Genomic DNA, 20,907 nt, shown 5'->3' with positions numbered 1-20,907 from the left:
TATTATTACTATTCACATAGTATATTTAATAGGTTACTTTGTTTTTTTGATTATATTTATTCCCTCAGTAATTATAGAAAAAGCAAACGTAAAATATAGATAGTTGTGTGATACCTTAATATGTATTCCATCTAATGCTAAGATTATACCTAGTACTAGTACAAACATGACAGCTATAGTTTTTATATTACTATGTGTCGTGATTGCTTTTATAATGTAATTTGAAAACAAAATTGTAAATATGATAGAAATAACAAAGACTATTTGAATAATAAAAATATTATGTGCTATGCCTATAGCAGTTAGTATTGAGTCTATAGAAAATATTAAATCTACTACTGTTATTTGTAGTATTACTAGATAGAAATTTGATTTTAAATTATTCATTTTATCATTTTTATTAAAAATATCATACCATATTTCAGATAAACTCTGATAAATTAAAAATGCTCCTCCAAATATCATAAATAAATTATTTGGGGAAAGGTTAAGTTGTGATAATGAAATAATGGGGTTATTTAGAGCTAGTATGGCTGATGCTCCATATAGAGTAATAATACGCATTATCAATGCTAATGATAATCCTATATATTTTGCCTTATTGCGTAATTCAGGTGATATTTTTGTAACAGCAAGTGAAATAAAAATTATATTATCTACTCCTAAAATTACCTCTAGTATTAGTAATGTTAGAAATTGAATAATATAACTTTCCATATTTGATATTTTTATAAGATATTAATTATATTATTTAATGCATATAATATTAAAAATCTATTGAATATTATTGATCCTATAGCGCTTGTATTTTTATTTTCAACTTATTTTTAATTCTTAGGTGATAGAGTTTTTTTAATTATGAAACTGGGGATATTAGTGTTATCAAAAAATCTAGAAGCTAGTTTACACAAAGCGCTATCGATTGCATTTGATTTTCATCATGAATATGCCACTTTAGAGCATCTTTTATTAGCTTTAACTGATGACATAGATGCAAGACGTGTTTTTTATGCTTTTCGTGTATCGATCGATAAGCTAAAGATTACAATTATAAATTTTCTAAGATATGAAATACCAACTTTAATTGATAAAAGTATTTCAGAGGTTAAGCCTACTGCTATTTTTGAACGATTAGTACATAGAGCCATTATACATGCTCATACTTCTGGTAAAACTGAAGTAACAGGTGCAAATATTCTTGCTGAGATTTTATCAGAAAAGGATTCTTATAGTGCATGTTTTTTACATGAACAAAACATAAAATACGTAGATGTTTTAAATTATACCTCTAATAATAATTTGTATGCCGGAGAATTCAACATAGATCAAGAATTTGTAAAATATAGCGAGTATGCTAAAGCAGCTAGTAATGTAAATAAAGATGTATTAAAAGATAATGAGACTTTGGATAGTTACTGTGTAAATTTAAATGAATCGGCAAAAAAAGGGAAAATAGATTATGTAATAGGAAGATCATATGAGTTAGATAGGACTATGGAAGTTCTATTAAGGAGGAGGAAAAATAATCCATTATATGTTGGGGATCCAGGTGTTGGGAAGACCGCAATTGTTGAAGGATTAGCATTAAAAATTATAGAAGGTGATGTACCAGAGCAATTAAAGAAAATGGTAATATATTCTTTGGATATGGGGGCATTATTAGCTGGAACACGCTATCGTGGAGATTTTGAAGAAAGAATAAAATCTGTAATTAAGGCAATAGAAGCAAAGGAAAATGCAATATTATTTATTGATGAGATTCATACAATTGTTGGAGCTGGATCTACTAGTGGTGGGTCACTTGATGCAAGTAATTTGCTGAAACCTGCTTTAGCAAGAGGAACATTGAGATGTATAGGTGCTACTACCTATAAAGAATATAATAATAATTTTGAAAAAGATAGAGCATTGGCTAGAAGATATCAAAAAATTAATGTTGAAGAGTCCTCAGTTAGCGAAACATTAAGGATTTTAGATGGAATAAAGTCTTATTATGAATCACATCACCAAGTTAGATATACTAATCAAGCAATTAAATATGCTGCAGAGTTATCAGATAGATATATTTCAGGAAAGATGCTTCCAGATAAAGCTGTAGATGTTATAGATGAGGCTGGAGTATATTGTAAATTACATAATACTGGTAATAGAATTATTACTGGAAGTGATATTGAACATATAATTTCTAGAATTACTGAAATACCATGTAGTAATTTATCATTTAATGACTTAGATAGAATAAAAAACTTAGAAAAAAATCTTAAAAAAAATATATTTGGTCAAGACTTTGCAATTTCTCATCTTGTAGATTCAATTAAAATTGCTAAAGCAGGACTTAGGAATCATAACAAACCTTTAGCAAGTTATTTATTTTCTGGGCCAACCGGGGTAGGTAAAACTGAATTAGCAAAACAATTAGCACACCATATGGGTATGAAATTGATAAGATTTGATATGTCTGAATATATGGAATCTCATGCCGTTTCTAAAATTATAGGATCTCCTCCAGGATATGTAGGATATGATCAAGGAGGATTATTAACTGATTCTATTTCAAGACATCAGTATAGTGTATTGTTACTTGATGAAATAGAAAAAGCTCACAGTGATATATATAATATATTACTACAGATAATGGATTATGGATGTATTACTGATACTTATGGGAAAAAAGTAAATTTTCATAATGTGGTAATTATATTAACAACTAATGCTGGTGCTTTTGAGTTAAGTAGAAATTCTATGGGTTTTATTAAAAATAAAAATTTCAACCATGGGGATAACGAAAAAGCAATTGAAAGGATTTTTAGTCCAGAGTTTCGTAATAGATTAGATGCTGTAATTTCATTTTCATCTTTAGATCAAAAGGTCATGTTGCTTGTAGTAAAGAAATTTATTTTTCAATTGCAAGAACAGTTAGCAAAAAAAAATGTTCATATAGATGTATCTGACGATGTGTTAATGTATTTGGCACAATCTGGTTATAATGATGCTTATGGTGTAAGAAATATAGAGAATATTATTTCTAAAAAAGTTAGAAAATATGTAGCAGAGGAAATATTGTTTGGTAGATTACTTAATGGTGGCAATGTGAAAATTAAACTTGATACTAATACTAATAAATTAGTGTATGATTTTTGTTGTGCAGAAGTATAATTTTAATATATTAATAGTTGTTATTAGAAACAAATAGCTATTTAAAATAGTGTATATTTATATAAAATAAAATTTGTTTTATATACGCTGTTTTTCTAAAGATTATTATGTAATCAATTACAGAAATAGTTAGCTGATAAAAATCTATCATAATACCTTTGATAGAGCTATTAATAATTATTTCTTTAATATATAAATAAAAATATTTATAGTTATATTAGTTAATTAATTACTTAAATAATAAGTATATTATTTTAATTTTTTGAAAAAAAATAAATTTTCGATATAAAAATCTTTAATATTTATTCTTGATTAATAAAATAATAGGTGCTAATATCTGGTTAATTTATTAAATTACAACTTAAAGATGTTAAACTTTAATAAGAGATTACCTAGATATTACTTAATTATAAGTTATATTGCATTTTTTATGTTACTGATGCTTTTAGTGACACATTTGGCTATAATGTTTTTCGAAAAAGATAATACTATTGGTAATTTAGTGACAGGTTTTCTAGCTTTATTTTTAGTAACTGTTATTATCGCTTTTGGTTTTAAATATTTATCTGATAACATTCAACCTAGAATTAAATTATCAGGAAATTTATTTAGAAAAGAGCATGAGGAAAAAGTAGAATTACCTCAGCTTGAGTTAAATAAAGATTTTGAACAATCTATAAAACGATTATTAGAGTTAAAGAAATCGGCGCTTGAAGATCTTTCTACTGACTATACTGTAGAGACGCAACAAAGTCAGTTAATTTTAGAAAAATATGATATGGAGATAAAGCATTTGGAAAATATGCAAGAGAGGCAAATAGAGATACTGCAACAATCGAATAGTTTAACACATAAATTCCAAATGCAAAATTGGCAATATGGTAAAGATATCAAATATGCACAGGATATTTTTATAAAACATATTAAACATGAAAGATATTCACATTCTTGTTTTTGCTCTTATCTAGATGAGTTTAAAGTTGGTCCTAAGTTCAATTTTGGTGAACTTGAGCCTACTTTAAGTTCTGCTATGATCTATATTAATTGTGTACCATCTATAACGTGTATTTTTAAATCAGCAAGTGCTTTACTGAATACAATTGGAAGCTTAAAAACAGATCATCAAGCGCCATTTGTTCAATATTGTCAAAGGGTATATGATTTTGATTGTAAGGTAGCTTTAAATACAGAAATATCTTTATTTGATGAATTGAAATCTGATTTACATACATATGTTAATATTAACTATTGGATAAACAACTCGTATTTATATAAAGAATGGCATAGTAGATTGATTGGTAGTATAGAAAAGGCTGAACATTGCTTAAGGTATTCAGATAAAGAATATTTAGATATGGTTACTTCTTGTAGAAAATCAGGAATAGAAAGTACTATAAATGAACTTAAAAATTCAGTAAACGTACAAATACCAAAGCATGAGATTAATAGAATAATGGTAAGTTGTGATCCAGTTATACAAGATATAGTTAGAGAATTAGATTTATTAGAAACAGTTAGAATAATGCATATTGATAATATGCAATCAAGCTTACCTGAAGCGTCATTAAGTAAAAAGGTTATTAAGTTAATTCTATCAAAAGAAGACTTAAAACAATTAATGCAAGAAAAAGAGGAACTGAGTTTAGAAAATGGCACTCAGGCAAAAATAAATCAAATGATGTTTTATATTAGATCACAATTTAGTGAAATTCATGATCGTATTGTAATAAATTTGCCTGATGCTGCATATTGCGAAGTTATGGAAGTGCAAGCAGCATTATTAGGTTTGGAAAGTCCTGTCACTGTGGAGTTTAGAAAAAGACTTTTAAGTACAAAAAATGCAAAAATACAAATTTCATCTTTATCTAAACAGTTATTTAATGAAGAGGAAGATCAAATAAGCTTATTGCAATGCATAAGAGATACAGTTGAAGCAGCTATATCTAACATAGATCATTCTATGGAAAATCTTATATTAAAAACATTATATGATAATTTGATATATTATGATGATTTATTAAAAAATATGCAAATAGTATTTTCTGAGCAAAACAGAATAATGAAAGATAATAACATTGTGTGTACAGACTTACTAAGTGCAGAGTTATCGGATTTAGAAAGTGTGTATGACATTTTGTATAAAAGATATGAGTTTTTAGAGCAAAATTACAATACGATTAAACAAATTTTATTAAAATTAGTTGATATACGTACGATAAACTCATGTTTGTCTAGTATATGCAAAGATATGAAACCCATTCATAATGTATTTAAAGAGTTACTAACATTAGAAGCTAAATACAGTGGTATTGACCCTTTATTAAATAAATTACAAGAATTAAATAAGGCAGCTTGTGTAATAAAGGATGGATCATCTTATTTAAATTTATTAGATATTCCAGAAAATGAGGAAAAAGATTTTCTAGCCGAATTAAATCGGCAAGAGGACTCAGTAAAACTTCTGGCATTATTGTCTGCGAAAAAAATAGATTTTTATATGCTTAATAACAGACTAACAGATCAATACAATGGAAAAGTTCAATCTCTTAAGGAGTCTTTAGCTGCTTTTAAAGATAAAAGAGATAAAATATTAATGCATCCAAATATTGTAGGGCATCTATCTAAAGAAAAAATACTTGATTTGGTTGATAGGTTAGAAAAATTGAAAGAGGTATTAATGTTATTGCTCAATCAGGATGAGCAGTTAATATTTGATGGATATATAAAAGAAATTAATTCTGTTATTACTTTAATAAATGGAGTGCCAGAATTATTGTATAATGATAACGAAACTCCAGCACAAAAACTAAGAAAGTTAACAAGTTGTTTAGAATTCTTTCAAGAAAGTTTTGTAACAGATGATCAGTTATCAAAATTGTTATATTTAAAAACGAAAATTCAAGCAGAAGAAAAATTACGTATTCCTATATTAGAAAAATTAAAAGCGGTGTTTCTAGAAAGTGAAGAAATAACATTTACATTACTTGACCTAAAAAATAATATTAATCAAATAATAGATCAGATTAATCAGCAAAAATTGTTTATAGTAAAAGAAGATGCAAATGAAATGAAAGAATTTATTGGATTACTATCTGACTTATTAGATGGGATTAGTAACAAGGAAGATATATCAGAGTTTTTGTATTGCATGAGTAAGTTTAATGATTCATTATCTAAACTAGAAAATCATGTAGGTTTTTCAGGTGATAAAAAGGATTCTGTTGAATGTATATTGAATCATTTAAAAAACATTTCTAAACTATCAAATGAATTACAAGCAAAACAGATTGAAAAGTTAAAATTAGATAATACAAAATCACTTAATTTGATTAAAAAATTAATGAATATTGAACAACAGTTAAGTGTTAAGGAGCAATTGAGTGTATTTGATGATTTATGCAGTTTTGTTAATGTAGTGAAGTACTTGCAGACAGAACTTGTTGAGTTACGTCAAAAAACTGTAGATGTAATACTAGAAACTGTAGGTACTAAAGAATGTAATAAAAATTCATTGATAAAATTAATAAATGAAAAGCTGGAGTCTTTAGATAATAATTCTGATTTATTAGAAATAACCAATAGTTTTACATATGAAGAATATCAAAATTTGAACAAATTAATACAATTACAAGATTGTATTTCAAAATTAAGAGAAGAACCTAATGATATTAAAAAAATAATTGATCAATTATTAAAACTTTCACAAGATATTTTAAGTCCTACAGAAATAATAAAGCTACATGAAGATGTAAAAGATGTGACAACATTATCGAATCAAAATGAAACTCTTAACTGCTTAAAAAGGTGTATTTATAAAACTAGAGATGAAAAACTCAATCAATATAAAAATCAACTAAATGAATTTGTAGATCCTATCATAGAGACTATAAATAGTATGTTAGTGTCTTTGCATGATAAAGTGTCTGGAATAGAAGTAACGTTATGTTTAAAAATGGAAAGTAGTCTTCAAGATTTGCGAAACATGTTACGACAAGACAATCAAATAATGATATCTAATGCTGAGAAAAAATTTCAAGAAATATATAAAGATTTGCAAAATATGTTTTTAACAGATGATGAGATACCTAGTATACTATTTAGTATAGAATCACAAAGTGAAAGCTGTAAAGAAAAATTAGCATTGAATTCATATGCTGCTCATTTCTTATCATTTATCAAGTTCTTAAGCTATACTATAATTGAAGGAAAGTTTAATTTCGAAAAGAATATAATTGGAAGCTTAAACGATAAAATACATCGGCAAAAAATACTGATATCAGAGTTAAGAACAGCAGTTATTAAAGAATTGGATAGAAATGTGCAAGTTTTACTACGTCAATCAGTATATTATCCTCAAGATTTAATCAATGTGAGATTGATAAAGAAAAAGCTTATGGATAATGAAATTATATGTGATGATTTGATGGATGTTTTAGAAGATAATGTAAGAGAAAAAGTAGAGTGTTCAACTAATGTAGTGCTGGCATTAATGTGTAAAGAAAGCATTAGTGATTTTAGAAATAAGATAGATACTTATAAACAAGAACAAAGGTCACATGCTTGTAGATTAAAATTATATACAGTAATTAAAAAATTCATGGATAGTAAATCTATAGATGCAGTTAATGTTCAGTATCTAAGAGGAATTGATGATGATAATATACAGCAGCCCAGTGCTACCCTATTTTCTTCTGAAGATACATTTCAACATGGAATGGTTGTTGTTAATATATAAAACAAAATATGTTGAAGTAAAGTTTGTTCTATAGATAATTTCCTGTAATTGCTTTTATAATTATATTAATATTCTGTATTCAACTTATTTTTTACTATTAGAGGTTTTCTTGATGTGATTATTTTTAATAATGACCATTGATTTATAAGAGGTCTTTCAGTTTGTCCATAATATATTTGTATTTTTTCTTATAGATAGAGATATTGCATTAATACTATCTTTTTCATGATGATTAGCACTTTTCAAAAAGTTAATTACAGCAAGAATAAATATTAGAGTTAGATCGCAAATTATATACCTAAATATAGTTTATCCATTATATAGACATAAAAGCAAAGTATGCTATACATTTTATGTGAGATGTAACAGAATATTATTTATAATAAAAATATTGTAGCCATTCCTAGAAAAATTAGAAAAGATAAGGTATCACTTGTAGCACATATAATAATAGAGGAAGATATAGCGGGATCAATTTTAAAAAGATTCAATATCATCGGTATGGCTGTACCTAAAAATGTTGCTATTGAAAAGGTAATTATCATTGAAGTTCCGGCTAATATTTGAATATCAATATGTTGTCCTCTAAACATAAGTGCTATTGAGGATACAATTGCTAATATTAAACCATTAATGAATCCTACAAACAATTCTTTAAAAAGTAATCTCTGAGCATTTCTATTAGTGAGTTGTTTAGTAGATAAAGCTCTGATTGTGACGGTTAAAGCTTGTAATCCTGCATTACCACTCATAGATGCAATGATTGGCATTATTACTGATAATGCTATAAAATGTTGTAAAGTATTGCTAAATATTCCTATAATCATTGAACTAATCGTAGCTGTAAATAGATTTATGATTAGCCATGGCAGTCTTTTAATAACGGTTTTTAAAAGAGGAGAGCTAATGTCATTATTAGATACCATCCCTAAATGTAAAACATCTTTTTCAGCTTCTTGATGTATTACATTTAATATATCGTGTACTATTATCGATCCTATGATTCTTCCGTCCTTATTTATGACTGGAGCTGATAACAAGGAATATTTTCTAAAAATTTCTGCAACTTCTTCTTGTGTAGTGTGTGATTTTATAATCTTTATGTCAGTTTTCATGAGATTTCTTATGATTTGAGTATTATTTGAACAGATTATGTTGTCTAACCTTAAATATCCTATAGGATTTAACTTGGGATCTACGATAAAAATTTCGTAAAATTCTTTATTTAATTTGTTATTTTGCTGTAAAAAATTTAATAACTGACTTATGGTCCAGTATTCTGGAGCAATAATAATATCTTTATGCATTAACCTACCAGCACTTTCTTCTGGATATGATAATAATTCGTTAACGTGAGTTTTATTACTTTCTGGTAGCACATTTAAAATATTTATCTGACTTTCTTTGTCAAGATCTTCAATAATTGTGACTATATCTTCTGTACTTAGTTGAGATATTAAAGATGCTACTTTTTTTATTCCTAAAATTTTAATTATTTCTTGACGTAGATCTGGAACAAGGTGGATAAGAATATCTTTTACTAGGTTATCATTTATATTATTTAAAAACTCTTTGCGATGTTGATATGTTGAAGTTAATAAAAAATATGCAAGTTGTACATTATCTGATTTACTAATTATTTCTTCTATTATTGGGTAATTTTGTGTTTCTAGTGCTTCAGTTAGAGAATTACTAGTTTTTTCATCTAATATATAGTGTAAAGCATGGCTACTTTCCTGTGTATACATAGTAGTATAGTCCTTAAAATTATTGGCAAATAAGACAAAAAATTATCAGCAACAAGTATATGGTTATATAAATAAATTCTAAATACATTTTTAATGTTAATAATAAATATTTAGTTTTCAAAGTAATATTCCCTCAATCTAATCGTTGACTAAAAATTGAAATTTATATATGGTATTTAATATTTTTAGCCCCTATGGCGGAATGGTAGACGCGGTAGACTCAAAATCTACTGTTCGAAAGAATGTGCTGGTTCAAGTCCGGCTAGGGGTACTTGAAAATAAATTGTTAGTTGTTGCAAGTTTTTTTTATTTTATTACAATACTGGTGAGTTTGAATAATAGTTTAAAAAAGGGGGTTTCCCTTACTGGTTTTTTATTTAAGGTATAAGATGTCAAGTTTAGCTAGTAAAGCAAAAGGTAAGGTTAAAAATAGCAAAAATAAAAATAATATGAAAGATACTCAGGTTATTGATGCATTGAATGAAAATGTTGGATTAGTAGTTCGTGTTATGACGGCAGTTGTAGATATAAAATTTGCTAGTGGTAATATACCAAAAATACTTAATGCATTAGAAAGTAAGGAAGTTTATAACGGAAAAAAATTAATTCTTGAAGTATCTCAACATATTAGTGATAATATTGTAAGATGTATAGCACTTGATGGAACTGATGGTTTATCTAGAAATGATAAATTTATTGACACTGGTGCTCCTATATCAGTGCCTGTAGGTCGTGGGACATTAGGTCGAGTTTTTGATGTATTAGGTAATACAATAGATGAGTGTGGTCCATTAGAAGAATCAAGTTATATTATTAAACCAATATACTCAGAAAGTCCTAAGCTTACTGATCAAAAAATTGCAACTGAAATATTTGTAACTGGAATTAAAGTAATAGACTTACTTGCTCCATATCTTAAAGGTGGAAAAGTTGGTTTATTTGGTGGTGCTGGGGTAGGTAAAACTGTATTAATCATGGAATTAATACATAACATTGCAAAAGCACATAAAGGAGTATCAGTTTTTGCTGGAGTTGGAGAGCGTACACGTGAAGGCAATGATCTTTATCATGAGATGATAGAATCTGGTGTGATAAACTTAGCAGAAAAAGATCAGTCGCAGGCAGTTTTAGTATATGGTCAAATGAATGAGCCTCCTGGGGCCAGATTAAGAGTTGCATTGTCAGCTTTGACTATGGCTGAATATTTTAGAGATACTGAAAACCAAGATGTTCTATTTTTTGTAGACAATATTTTTAGATTTACTCAATCTGGATCAGAAATTTCAGCATTATTGGGTAGAATACCATCTGCTGTTGGTTATCAACCAACGTTAGCGGCTGAAATGGGTGCAATGCAAGAAAGAATTACTTCTACTAATGATGGATCTATTACTTCTGTACAAGCAATATATGTACCAGCTGATGACTTGACAGATCCTGCTCCTGCTGCTTCTTTTGCTCATCTTGATTCAACAACTGTTTTATCAAGACAGATATCTGAATTAGGGATATATCCAGCTGTTGATCCTTTAGATTCAGCTTCTCAAGCATTATCTGCTGATGTTGTAGGTCAAGAACACTATGAAGTTGCTAAGGAGGTACAACGTATATTACAGACGTATAAATCTTTACAGGATATTATTGCAATTCTTGGTATGGATGAGCTTTCGGAGGAAGATAAGCTTATAGTTGCAAGAGCAAGGAAGATTCAAAAATTTTTGTCACAGCCTTTTCATGTTGCAGAAGTATTTACAGGTGCTCCTGGTAAGTTTGTATCTATTGAAGATACTGTCTCAAGTTTTAAGGGATTAGTGGAAGGTAAGTATGATCATCTGCCTGAAGCTGCGTTTTATATGGTTGGTAGTATAGATGATGTTATACAAAAAGCGGAATTACTTCAAAAAGAAGGTAAAGTTTAATGAAGTATCTCTCTGTTGAATTTATTACCCCAGATGCTTTTTTAAGTATATCTAATGTTCTATCTATTACGTCGTATGTTATAGATGGAGAGTTTGTAATATTGCCTGGACATGAAAAATTTATCATAGAATTGTGTTCTGGTCTTGTTAAGCTAAAGATTGATACAGGTGTTAATATGTTTTATGTATTAAACCCTATATTAAAGGTAGATCCATATAATTGTAAAATTATAGCAAATCAGTTCATTGATGCTTGTGATGTTAATGCTGTTATGCTTAAAGGATATAAAGAGGATATAGAAAAAATATTAAATTCTATAAGTGATAAAACGTTACTTAAAATGGCAACGAGGCATTTAACTTTTATAAATAAAATAATAGATTAGATCTTATGAAAATATTTCTTGATACTGTAGATATAGAGTTTTTAAAAGAATTTAGTATTACTGGTTTAATAGACGGTATTACAACCAATCCATTATTACTATCAAAATCAAATTTAGAGTGTCATGATTTGATTTTTAACATCTGTTCATTAATTACAGGTCCAGTTAGTATTGAAGTCATATCTACGTCTTATAAAGATATGATTAAAGAAGGTTTAGAAATATCTAAAATTGCTGATAACATTGTAGTAAAACTTCCTTTAACTTATGATGGGTTAATTGCGTGTAAAGTTTTATCTTATGAATATAATGTAAAAGTTAATGTAACTCTTTGCTTTTCTGTATCTCAAGCAATTTTAGCAGCAAAGGTTGGAGCTTATTTTATATCTCCTTTTGTGGGAAGAATAGATGATATTGGACAATCGGGAATGCAGCTAATTGAAGCGATACATAAAATTTATACTAACTATAATAATGCATTTAATACTGAAATTATTGTAGCGTCTGTACGTAGTGTTACACACGTTATACAAGCTGCAAAAATAGGGGCTGATATAGTTACAGTTCCTCCATCTATTTTCAAGCAAATGTTTATGCATCCTCTTACTGATAAAGGTCTTGAGGATTTTTTACAAAATTGGAATGCATCTGGAAAAAAAATGTTTTCTTCTTGATGAATTTTGTATATCTTTTTGCAGGCATTATACAATGGTATGTAGTATTTATATGTATGCTCTGTATAGTCGTTTTTTTATAGCATTATAGAACATTGTAATTGTTTTTTGTTTGTTTATATGAAAATATCATGATTTGGTCATTTATGTTTACTAAATTTATGATATACTGCTTCATATATGAAAACATGAGAAAATAGCATGTCCCTTTCTAATATTAGTTCAAAAGATGAAAATAATGTAGTTATTGAAAATTTAAAACGTTATATAGAAAGAATTGAAAAACTTGAATCTGAAAAAGAAGAGATAAATCAATATATTAGAAAAATATATAATGAAGCAAATAGTAATGGATTTAATGCAAAAGTAATGAGACAAATAGTAAAATTGAGAAAGATGAGTAATGATGATAGAGAAGAACATGAGATGCTCTTAATGACTTATAAGAGAGCACTTGGAATATTAGTTGAAATTGATGATTAAGTTTATTTTTTTACACAAGAATTGTTTTTATCGTACTAGATGGAGAATTTAAAGACAACATTATAATGGGATTTATAATAGAAGAAAGCAAAAAGTATCATACATCTTCTAGTATTTTCTTTGAAGTTTTAACACCTAAATGTTTTAGATTTTCGGTACGTGATAATATATTACCATGTCCTTCTGACAATTTTTTCATTGCATCGCTGTATACACTACTTAAAACATTCATTTGTTTTCCAAGTTTCTGCATATCAGATACGAATCCTACTATCTTATCGTATAATGCACCACCTTGACGTGCTATTTCCATAGTGTTACGATTCTGGCGTTCTAATCTCCAAACAGATTCAATTGTCCTTAAAGTAGCAAATAACGTTGATGGGCATACTATGACTATTTTTTTATTCCATGCATAATTATGCAGCATAATATCTTCCTGCATTGCAAGGGTATATGCACCTTCTATAGGAATAAACATCAATACAAAATCTGGTGTTTTTAATTTTTCTATGTTTTGATATTTTTTGTTTGATAACACATTAACATGTATCCTTATAGATGTTATAAATTGTTTAAGAAGTGTGTTTTTTGATTCTTCTGATTTTGTGGAAAAATATTTTTCATAGTGAATTAAAGAGACTTTTGAATCAATAATTAAATGTTTGTTTTCTGGTAAATTAATAATAGCATCAGGTTGTTGTTTTTTACCTTCACTATCTTGTAAGTCCATACCAGTACCATGTAGAATATAATCTTGATTTTTTCTTAAACCAGAACTCTCTAATATTTTTTCTAGTATCATTTCTCCCCAATTGCCTTGAATTTTGACATTTCCTTTCAAAACATCAGCTAAGTTCTCAGCTTGTAAAGTGATTTTTTCATTTGCAAGTATAATCCTCTGAATTTCTTGTTTTAATAAAAATTGTTCTTTATTATGTATATTAAATGAATCATCAACTTTCTTTTTAAATAAATTAATATGCTCTTGTAACGGATTTAGTATTCTACTTAAACTTTCTATGGATATTTTATTGAATTTATCTGTTTTTTCATCAAAAATACGATTTGCTAAATTTTCAAAATATAGTTTATATTTCTCATCGATTGTTGTAAATTCATTCTTATATAAATCAAGTGTATTATGTAAAGTCTTTTTTTCAAATTCCAGCCCTATAATCTTATTTTGCATATTTTGTAACTTACTAGAAAGTTCATCATTTTTATTTTTTAAGTGATTATTTTCATGTTCTAATCTCTTTACTTGATTTTCTAAGCCATTTTTAAGCATACTAAGCATTTGATAGTCAAGCTTTGACATTCTACATTTTAATGCAATAAAGTAACTAATTGAAGCTATTAATAACCCTTCTAAAACACATATAAGAATTATTATCATAGTTTTTTTACGTTCATAATTTTTATATAAATACAATAAAAAGAATAATAATTCTATGATTTATACTTATGAATGAAATTTTATTATGAAAAATAATTAAAATTTTTACTTTTTAATATTAAAATATTATATATAATATCTACATTATTAATTAACGATGGTATATAATATGATATTTCATATAAATGGTGTAAATGTTGATGAATCTCAGCGTTTGAACAGATTGGTCACATGTAAAGATTATGTATGGTTCTATAGATCTATATGTATAGGCATTATTACAATAAGTAATAAATTAGTTTTTTTACGGGGTGAAGAAACTCCTTTTTATTATAAACAAGAAATTATACCATATTATATATTTTTCATGAAAGGTAAAGAAGAAGATACTAAAGTATGGAACTGTATATTAGTAAAAAGATCTGAAGTAGTACAGTTTATAACTGAGAATTTAGCTATTATGAATGCAGAAAAAACCAATAATCCTCTAGGAATAATTGCTCATATAGATGATATGCTAAATTATAGTTATGGTGAAATAATATGTTCTGGTCAAGGTAAAATGACTTTATCTAAGTTAAAAAAAGATCTTAAAGATATATGTAAAAATAGTGATAATATTCAGCTTAATAGTATGACTTTTCCACTAACTTATTGGGGGAAATTAATTCAGAATATTGTAGAAATCATCCCTGTGCAAAGAGGAGGTTATACTAGGATTAACAGTTAGAAAAGTAAAGGATCTATTTAATTTTTAGTAGTGTAATCTTGCATAAGTAACTTCAACTATCTACTGATAGTAGTATCAGTTCCACCAATATTATGGTCTAAAGCACTTTATCAATATATTATTATGTATATTACTTGAAATACAAATGCTATTTTCATAAGATTTGTTCAGTGTTGTAGTCGAGTAGGGTAAGGATTTTTCTATATAATTTTTTATATTACTAACCATATAAATTAAATGTAACTTCAGGATAGATAATCATATTTACTTTCACTAATCCATTAAAACTTGAAACAGTGTCTTCAATAGACACAAACTAGAAGCATAGGAATGTTTATATAAAGTAGACCTCGTAAATCATACACAAAATGTCATAAGAGATGTGATAATCTTCCGTGATTAACATATTTGTGGATAAAATCAGATACATTTTTGTATTTTCTAATGTTCAAAAATTAAATTACATAATAATTATTATGGAAAATTGTGTTATTTAATTCTTAATCTAATTTTTTATAATCATGTACAATGAATCTTAATCTAGTTTTTTATAATCATGTACAATGAATCTTAATCTAGTTTTTTATAATCATGTACAATGAATCTTAATCTAGTTTTTTATAATCATGTACAATGAATTCTAATGGCATAACGCCTGATGCAGCCATTTTAATATTAGATAAAGAAAAAGTAACTAATACTTTGTTAGACTGCAGATGTGATGCTATTCCATTTATCGCAACTTGTGTTTTAAAAGTAACAATAGCATTATTTAAAGAAGTAAAATCTTTTGATAAAAGTTTTACATTATGGATTATTGTTTCAATGGATATTTCTTTATGTTGTGAATTATCAGTATAATGCTTAGAAGCTATCATATCTTTAAATTTTAAGTATATTTTTCTTGAAGAATTATTTTTTATAAAATTAAACTGACTCTCTAAATCATTATGGAGATATGATTCGTACTTTTTAACATATTGTGCAACAAGATATTGTGATAGTATTGCCTCTTCACTATCTTTATTATTGGTGCTTAGCTTTTTTATTACAGAAAATTCATCAGTGTAATGATCGGTATATTTGATAAAGAAAAAATCCGTTTTTAATGGAAAATATGAAAATATATCAAGTATTAGTATTAACAATATGGAAGACATAAACAGTGATATTACAAACAACCAAGCCCTTTCAGTTACACATAATAAATAACGACTACAATACCAATTTAATGCATCCTGAAAATATTTATTACTTCCAATATACCTATCACTATTACTTTGGCTATGATTCATAAAATTCTACATAAAAATATACAAATATAATATATATAAGTAACATTACTATGAAAGCAGTGATACTATCAAATTTGCTTAATTACTATAAAAATGTTTATAAAACTTATAGTAATGATATACAATTAAAATATATATAATGCCCTATTACAAATATTACTCTTGTAGAATCTTTAATCTATGAACGAAAATTTGTGTAATTTTAACTTTTATAACTAATTGAATAGAAAACTTTATAAAAAAACATCTATTATCAGATACTAATGTGTATTAGCATATGTGCATTATATTTTATTTTTGTATTTTATGATTCATAAATTTGGTTTTCAAATCTTAATTCCTATCATTATTGCTATAATTTCATATTATATGAATCAATTGTGGATAGTGGAATTTGCTAAAGTGTTTGGGGATATTTTTATTAATTTACTTAAGCTCATTAGCTTACCAGTAATGTTTTTGTCTATTACATCAACAATTTCTGGATTAGCAAATTTGGCAGAAATAAAAACTTTAATAAAGAAAACCATATTTTATACAATATCTACTACAATTATTGCAGCTACTATAGCCCTCATCACATATTTATTCATTGATCCATCAAAACAAGAACTTATACATAATATGTTAAATACTAATGCGTTTAATACTCCAAATTACTTGTCATATTTAATCTCTATATTGCCTTATAACTTTGTTAAAGTATTTTTAGATAATAATGTAATAGGATGTGTTATACTTGCATTCCTTATAGGAGGAGCACTACTATTATTACCTGATAAGAACAAGCGCAAATTGCTTCATAAAGTTTTTGATGCTCTTTTTGATACATTTCTAGAAATAGCGAAACTTATACTAAAGCTAATGCCTATAGCATTATGGTCGTTTATTACTGTATTATTATACGATCTGAAAGCAGGACATAATATATCAAGTATTTTAAAGTATTTACTATGTATCATAATAGCAAATTTTATACAAGCATTCATAGTATTGCCATTATTGCTAAGATTAAAAAAGATTTCTGTAATAAAAACATTTCGTGGTATTTTTCCAGCTTTAACTATAGCTTTTTTTTCAAAATCTTCTACAGCTACTTTGCCAACTACTCTTCGTTGTACACAAGATCACTTAAATGTTTCAAAAAAAATATCATCTTTTATATTGCCAGTTTGTACAACTATTAACATGAATGCATGTGCTGCTTTCATATTAATTACAGTATTTTTTGTATCGGAAATGAACGCATATACATTTTCTATTGGTGAAATGTTTTTATGGATATTTTTAGCTACTGGAGCAGCTATTGGCAATGCTGGAGTTCCAATGGGCTGTTATTTTATGGCTATGAGTTATCTCATATCAATGAAAGTCCCTTTAAGTATTATGGGAGTTATATTACCTATATATACAATAATAGATATGTTTGAAACTGCAATTAACGTATGGTCAGATGTATGCATTACTCAAATAGTATATAAAGAAAGTGTGCTCCTTACTAAAAAAGATGAAGAATTAAATAAATAATTATGATAATTTTGTGAAGCACGTTGATAGCATATATAAATATTATTATTTGAGTAATATTTATTTTGATTTATTTGGTAATTTTATAGTTAAGAGTGAGGATGACTTAAGTGTTGATACTTTATCACACTTATAAAATATGATAGTACTTTCTTGCTGCTAAAAACAAGTAATTAGATTTACTAAATCCAGAAATTGTTGACGTAATAGAAAAAACGTTACTAATAAGCTTAAAACTTGTAGTAAAAATATTTTTTTATAACCTTAAATATAAGAAACAATGATGAATGCTGACTTTCTGCTAATCTCAGATATCATTTCACAAATATCTATACTAGAAAGTAAAGTAGAGAAATATCTAGAACTTTGCATTTTTATCATTTTATACATTTAAGAATGTCCAGAAATAGCATTTATATGCTACGACCACTTCAAAAGCCCTAGAATTATGAAATTACGAGATCGTCTTTTTTTGACACAGAGCTATCTCGCAATATATTTGTATTATATCTACAAATTTAATTTCTCAGATTTAATTACTCAGCTTGATTATGTAATGATTTAAAGCATATTTTCAAATATTTATTCTAATATCTTTAAATATAAAGTTAAAAACTCTTACACTAAAAACCAGCTCTTGTTAAAATTATTATTTGGTTTATATGTTAATTAGTATTATTTTATTATAAAGATGCTAATTATTAATGGTGTTTTGTTATTTTTCATGTAATTAATTTGATATTTTGACACTCCTCATTAAAATAGTGATATGAAGTATAAAATATATCTTTTAAAGGTATTATAACATTTCTTATATGGAATAAACTTCTTGAAGTATTGTGACCTAATATAAAAACATCATTTGATTTACTTTTGCCTGAGAGCCAAACTCAATTTCTCGTTTGGATTAAATTTTTTAATTCTTCTTTTGTGATCGAATTAAATTAATAATCTTTCTAGTTATTGTATATTATCAATGATTATTACTCCAACTGTTCCTAACAAAATCTAATTTTCTAACTACCTCTTTGTATAACTTGATTCCACGTATTCTATCACTTCATTTTTTGGTGTACGTTACTGAATTTTTAAGTTCATTATAGTACTTTCCATTCCTCTTTTTTCAAGTAACAATATTTGAATATTCTTCAAAGTGATAGTGTTATTTATATGTTCCTAAAATCAATAACACTTATTACATCTACTTTTACTGGAAGATTTTTGGATTTTCTAGTAAACAAGATGACATTACATCATATTCTATTAAAATTTTAAATAATTGTTGAAGGCTTACCCATTACTCGAAATATCAGTAGAAGGAGTGATAGTAGTTAAAGAAATTTTGATAAAAGATAAAAAGAGAAGGCTTGACTTTTATGTATATAAAAATCCCCATCAATAAAACTACTTTTGTCCTCTACTGGACCACTTGTATAAATAACTCTCATCTTGCGTTCAGATTAGTTATGATACGTTGTATTAATATTATATTGTAAATGTATAACAATAACTATAACATTGATTGTAATTGCATCATTTTTCAAGATCTTATCCACTATACTTATTTTATAACTTCCTGATGATCCATATATTTCCTCAAAACATATGGTATTGTTATAGAACCATCTCTGTTTTGATAATTTTCTAAAATTGCAATAATGGTTCTTCCTATTGCTAAAGCTGATCCATTTAATGTATGTACAAATTTACTAATCTTAATATTATTACTTATAGTAGTATATTTGGTATTTATTCTACGTGCTTGAAAGGCTTTACAATTTGAGCAACTAGAAATTTCTCTATATTGATTCTGACTTGGTATCCACACTTCAATATCATACGTTATACTTGCTGAAAAACCCATATCTCCAGTGCACAATATCATTACTCTATATGGTAGTTTCAATCGTTTTAAAATTTCTTCAACAACTTGTGTCATCCTTTCCAACTCTAATGCTGATTGTTCTTCAGTTGTAATACTAACTAATTCTACTTTGTTAAACTGATGTTGTCGCATCATACCCCTTGTATCTCTACCAGCACTTCCCGCTTCTGACCTAAAACATGGAGAGCAAGCAGTAAATCTGAGAGGTAAATCACATGCATTAATACTCATATTTGATACTAAATTGGTAAGCACTACCTCACTAGTTGGTATAAGTCGAAAGTTTTCTGTTGTTTTAAAAGAATCATTAGCAAATTTTGGCAATTGTCCTACTCCATACATAGCAGATTCATATACTAATACTGGATGAGATATTTCTGAATAACCAAATTCCTTGGTGTGAATATCTAACATAAAATTAGTTAAAGCACGATCTAGGCGTGCAAGCTGATTTTTAAGTATTACGAACCTTGATCCAGAAAGTTTTGCAGCTTGTTTGAAATCCATTAGATTTAAATTTTCTCCTAATTCATAGTGAGTTTTTATTGGAAAATCAAAATTTGTTTTGTTTCCATATCTTCTAAGTTCAACATTACTATTTTCATCTTTTCCAATAGGTACTCTCTCATCTGGTATGTTTGGTAATACATTGAGAAGATCAATTAATTGAGAATCTTCTCGTATCATATTGTTAATATTATTGATTTTCTTTGTTATATCTTTTGACAATTCTATTTGTGTATTACACTTAATATTATCTCTTTTTAATTTTTCAATTTCCTGAGTAACTTGATTACGTTCTTTTTGTAAAGAATATAATTGAGTTAATAAATGTTTTTTTTTAGATCCAGTTCTACAATTTTTTGAGCAACTTTTTCAGAATTTCGAGCTTGCATTGCATTATCAAATAATTCCGGATTCCGTTTTATAAAATCTACATCATGCATAAAGTTCAATAAATTACTATAAT

At 26.9% G+C, this 20,907-nt stretch carries 12 protein-coding genes, 1 tRNA gene and 1 pseudogene; 9 read left to right on the top strand and 5 right to left on the bottom strand.

What is annotated here, in order from left to right:
• Window positions 1-33 precede the first annotated feature (33 nt).
• Window positions 34-717: a TerC family protein gene (locus MR76_RS02320; RefSeq protein ID WP_024072090.1), complete on the bottom strand. Its 684-nt coding sequence runs from the start codon at window positions 715-717 to the stop codon at window positions 34-36.
• Window positions 718-876: 159 nt separating this feature from the next.
• Here MR76_RS02320 and clpA point away from each other — a divergent pair, with 159 nt between their 5' ends.
• Window positions 877-3,156, top strand: coding sequence for an ATP-dependent Clp protease ATP-binding subunit ClpA (clpA, locus tag MR76_RS02315; protein ID WP_024072089.1), 2,280 nt, complete (start codon window positions 877-879; stop codon window positions 3,154-3,156).
• Between the two features lie 430 nt (window positions 3,157-3,586).
• Window positions 3,587-7,891: a hypothetical protein gene (locus MR76_RS02310; protein WP_144445931.1), complete on the top strand. Its 4,305-nt coding sequence runs from the start codon at window positions 3,587-3,589 to the stop codon at window positions 7,889-7,891.
• Window positions 7,892-8,268: 377 nt separating this feature from the next.
• Here the strand turns inward: MR76_RS02310 and mgtE are convergent, their stop codons facing one another.
• Window positions 8,269-9,639, bottom strand: a complete 1,371-nt coding sequence (mgtE, locus tag MR76_RS02305; protein ID WP_024072087.1) for a magnesium transporter — start codon at window positions 9,637-9,639, stop codon at window positions 8,269-8,271.
• 188 nt (window positions 9,640-9,827) lie between these two features.
• Between mgtE and MR76_RS02300 the strand changes: the two genes are divergently transcribed.
• The 5 genes from MR76_RS02300 to MR76_RS02280 all read left to right on the top strand — a co-directional run bounded on the left by MR76_RS02300 (window position 9,828) and on the right by MR76_RS02280 (window position 13,101).
• Window positions 9,828-9,910, top strand: a tRNA-Leu gene (locus tag MR76_RS02300).
• A gap of 178 nt (window positions 9,911-10,088) precedes the next feature.
• A complete protein-coding gene (gene atpD / locus MR76_RS02295; RefSeq protein ID WP_044171609.1) occupies window positions 10,089-11,558 on the top strand; it encodes a F0F1 ATP synthase subunit beta in 1,470 nt (489 codons plus the stop codon).
• Window positions 11,558-11,944 (top strand): F0F1 ATP synthase subunit epsilon, encoded by a 387-nt coding sequence (locus MR76_RS02290; protein ID WP_024072084.1) that lies wholly within the window; start codon window positions 11,558-11,560, stop codon window positions 11,942-11,944. The genes atpD and MR76_RS02290 overlap by 1 nt, the downstream gene beginning before the upstream one ends.
• Before the next feature lie 5 nt (window positions 11,945-11,949).
• Window positions 11,950-12,618 carry a transaldolase family protein gene (locus MR76_RS02285; protein WP_024072083.1) on the top strand — a complete coding sequence of 223 codons (669 nt, stop codon included), beginning with the start codon at window positions 11,950-11,952 and terminating at the stop codon, window positions 12,616-12,618.
• 201 nt (window positions 12,619-12,819) lie between these two features.
• A complete protein-coding gene (locus tag MR76_RS02280; protein WP_024072082.1) occupies window positions 12,820-13,101 on the top strand; it encodes a DUF2312 domain-containing protein in 282 nt (93 codons plus the stop codon).
• Between the two features lie 97 nt (window positions 13,102-13,198).
• Here the strand turns inward: MR76_RS02280 and MR76_RS02275 are convergent, their stop codons facing one another.
• Window positions 13,199-14,500 carry a DNA recombination protein RmuC gene (locus tag MR76_RS02275; RefSeq protein WP_024072081.1) on the bottom strand — a complete coding sequence of 434 codons (1,302 nt, stop codon included), beginning with the start codon at window positions 14,498-14,500 and terminating at the stop codon, window positions 13,199-13,201.
• A gap of 169 nt (window positions 14,501-14,669) precedes the next feature.
• On the opposite strand from MR76_RS02275, the gene MR76_RS02270 reads away from it, so the two are divergent.
• Window positions 14,670-15,230, top strand: a complete 561-nt coding sequence (locus MR76_RS02270; RefSeq protein WP_024072080.1) for a hypothetical protein — start codon at window positions 14,670-14,672, stop codon at window positions 15,228-15,230.
• 605 nt (window positions 15,231-15,835) lie between these two features.
• Here the strand turns inward: MR76_RS02270 and MR76_RS02265 are convergent.
• Window positions 15,836-16,525, bottom strand: a complete 690-nt coding sequence (locus MR76_RS02265) for a VirB8/TrbF family protein (RefSeq protein WP_024072079.1) — start codon at window positions 16,523-16,525, stop codon at window positions 15,836-15,838.
• 306 nt (window positions 16,526-16,831) lie between these two features.
• On the opposite strand from MR76_RS02265, the gene MR76_RS02260 reads away from it, so the two are divergent.
• The gene (locus MR76_RS02260) at window positions 16,832-18,052 is read left to right on the top strand and encodes a dicarboxylate/amino acid:cation symporter (RefSeq protein WP_044171456.1); all 1,221 of its coding nucleotides are present in this window, start codon (window positions 16,832-16,834) and stop codon (window positions 18,050-18,052) included.
• A gap of 1,561 nt (window positions 18,053-19,613) precedes the next feature.
• Here the strand turns inward: MR76_RS02260 and serS are convergent.
• Window positions 19,614-20,884 (bottom strand): annotated as a pseudogene (gene serS, locus MR76_RS02255) (serine--tRNA ligase).
• Between the last annotated feature and the right edge of the window lie 23 nt (window positions 20,885-20,907).

This window comes from Ehrlichia muris AS145 (genome assembly GCF_000508225.1).
Taxonomy (GTDB): Bacteria; Pseudomonadota; Alphaproteobacteria; order Rickettsiales; family Anaplasmataceae; genus Ehrlichia; species Ehrlichia muris.
The sequence above is the reverse complement of the archived record's forward strand: the minus strand, read 5'-3'. Positions and strand labels throughout refer to the sequence as shown.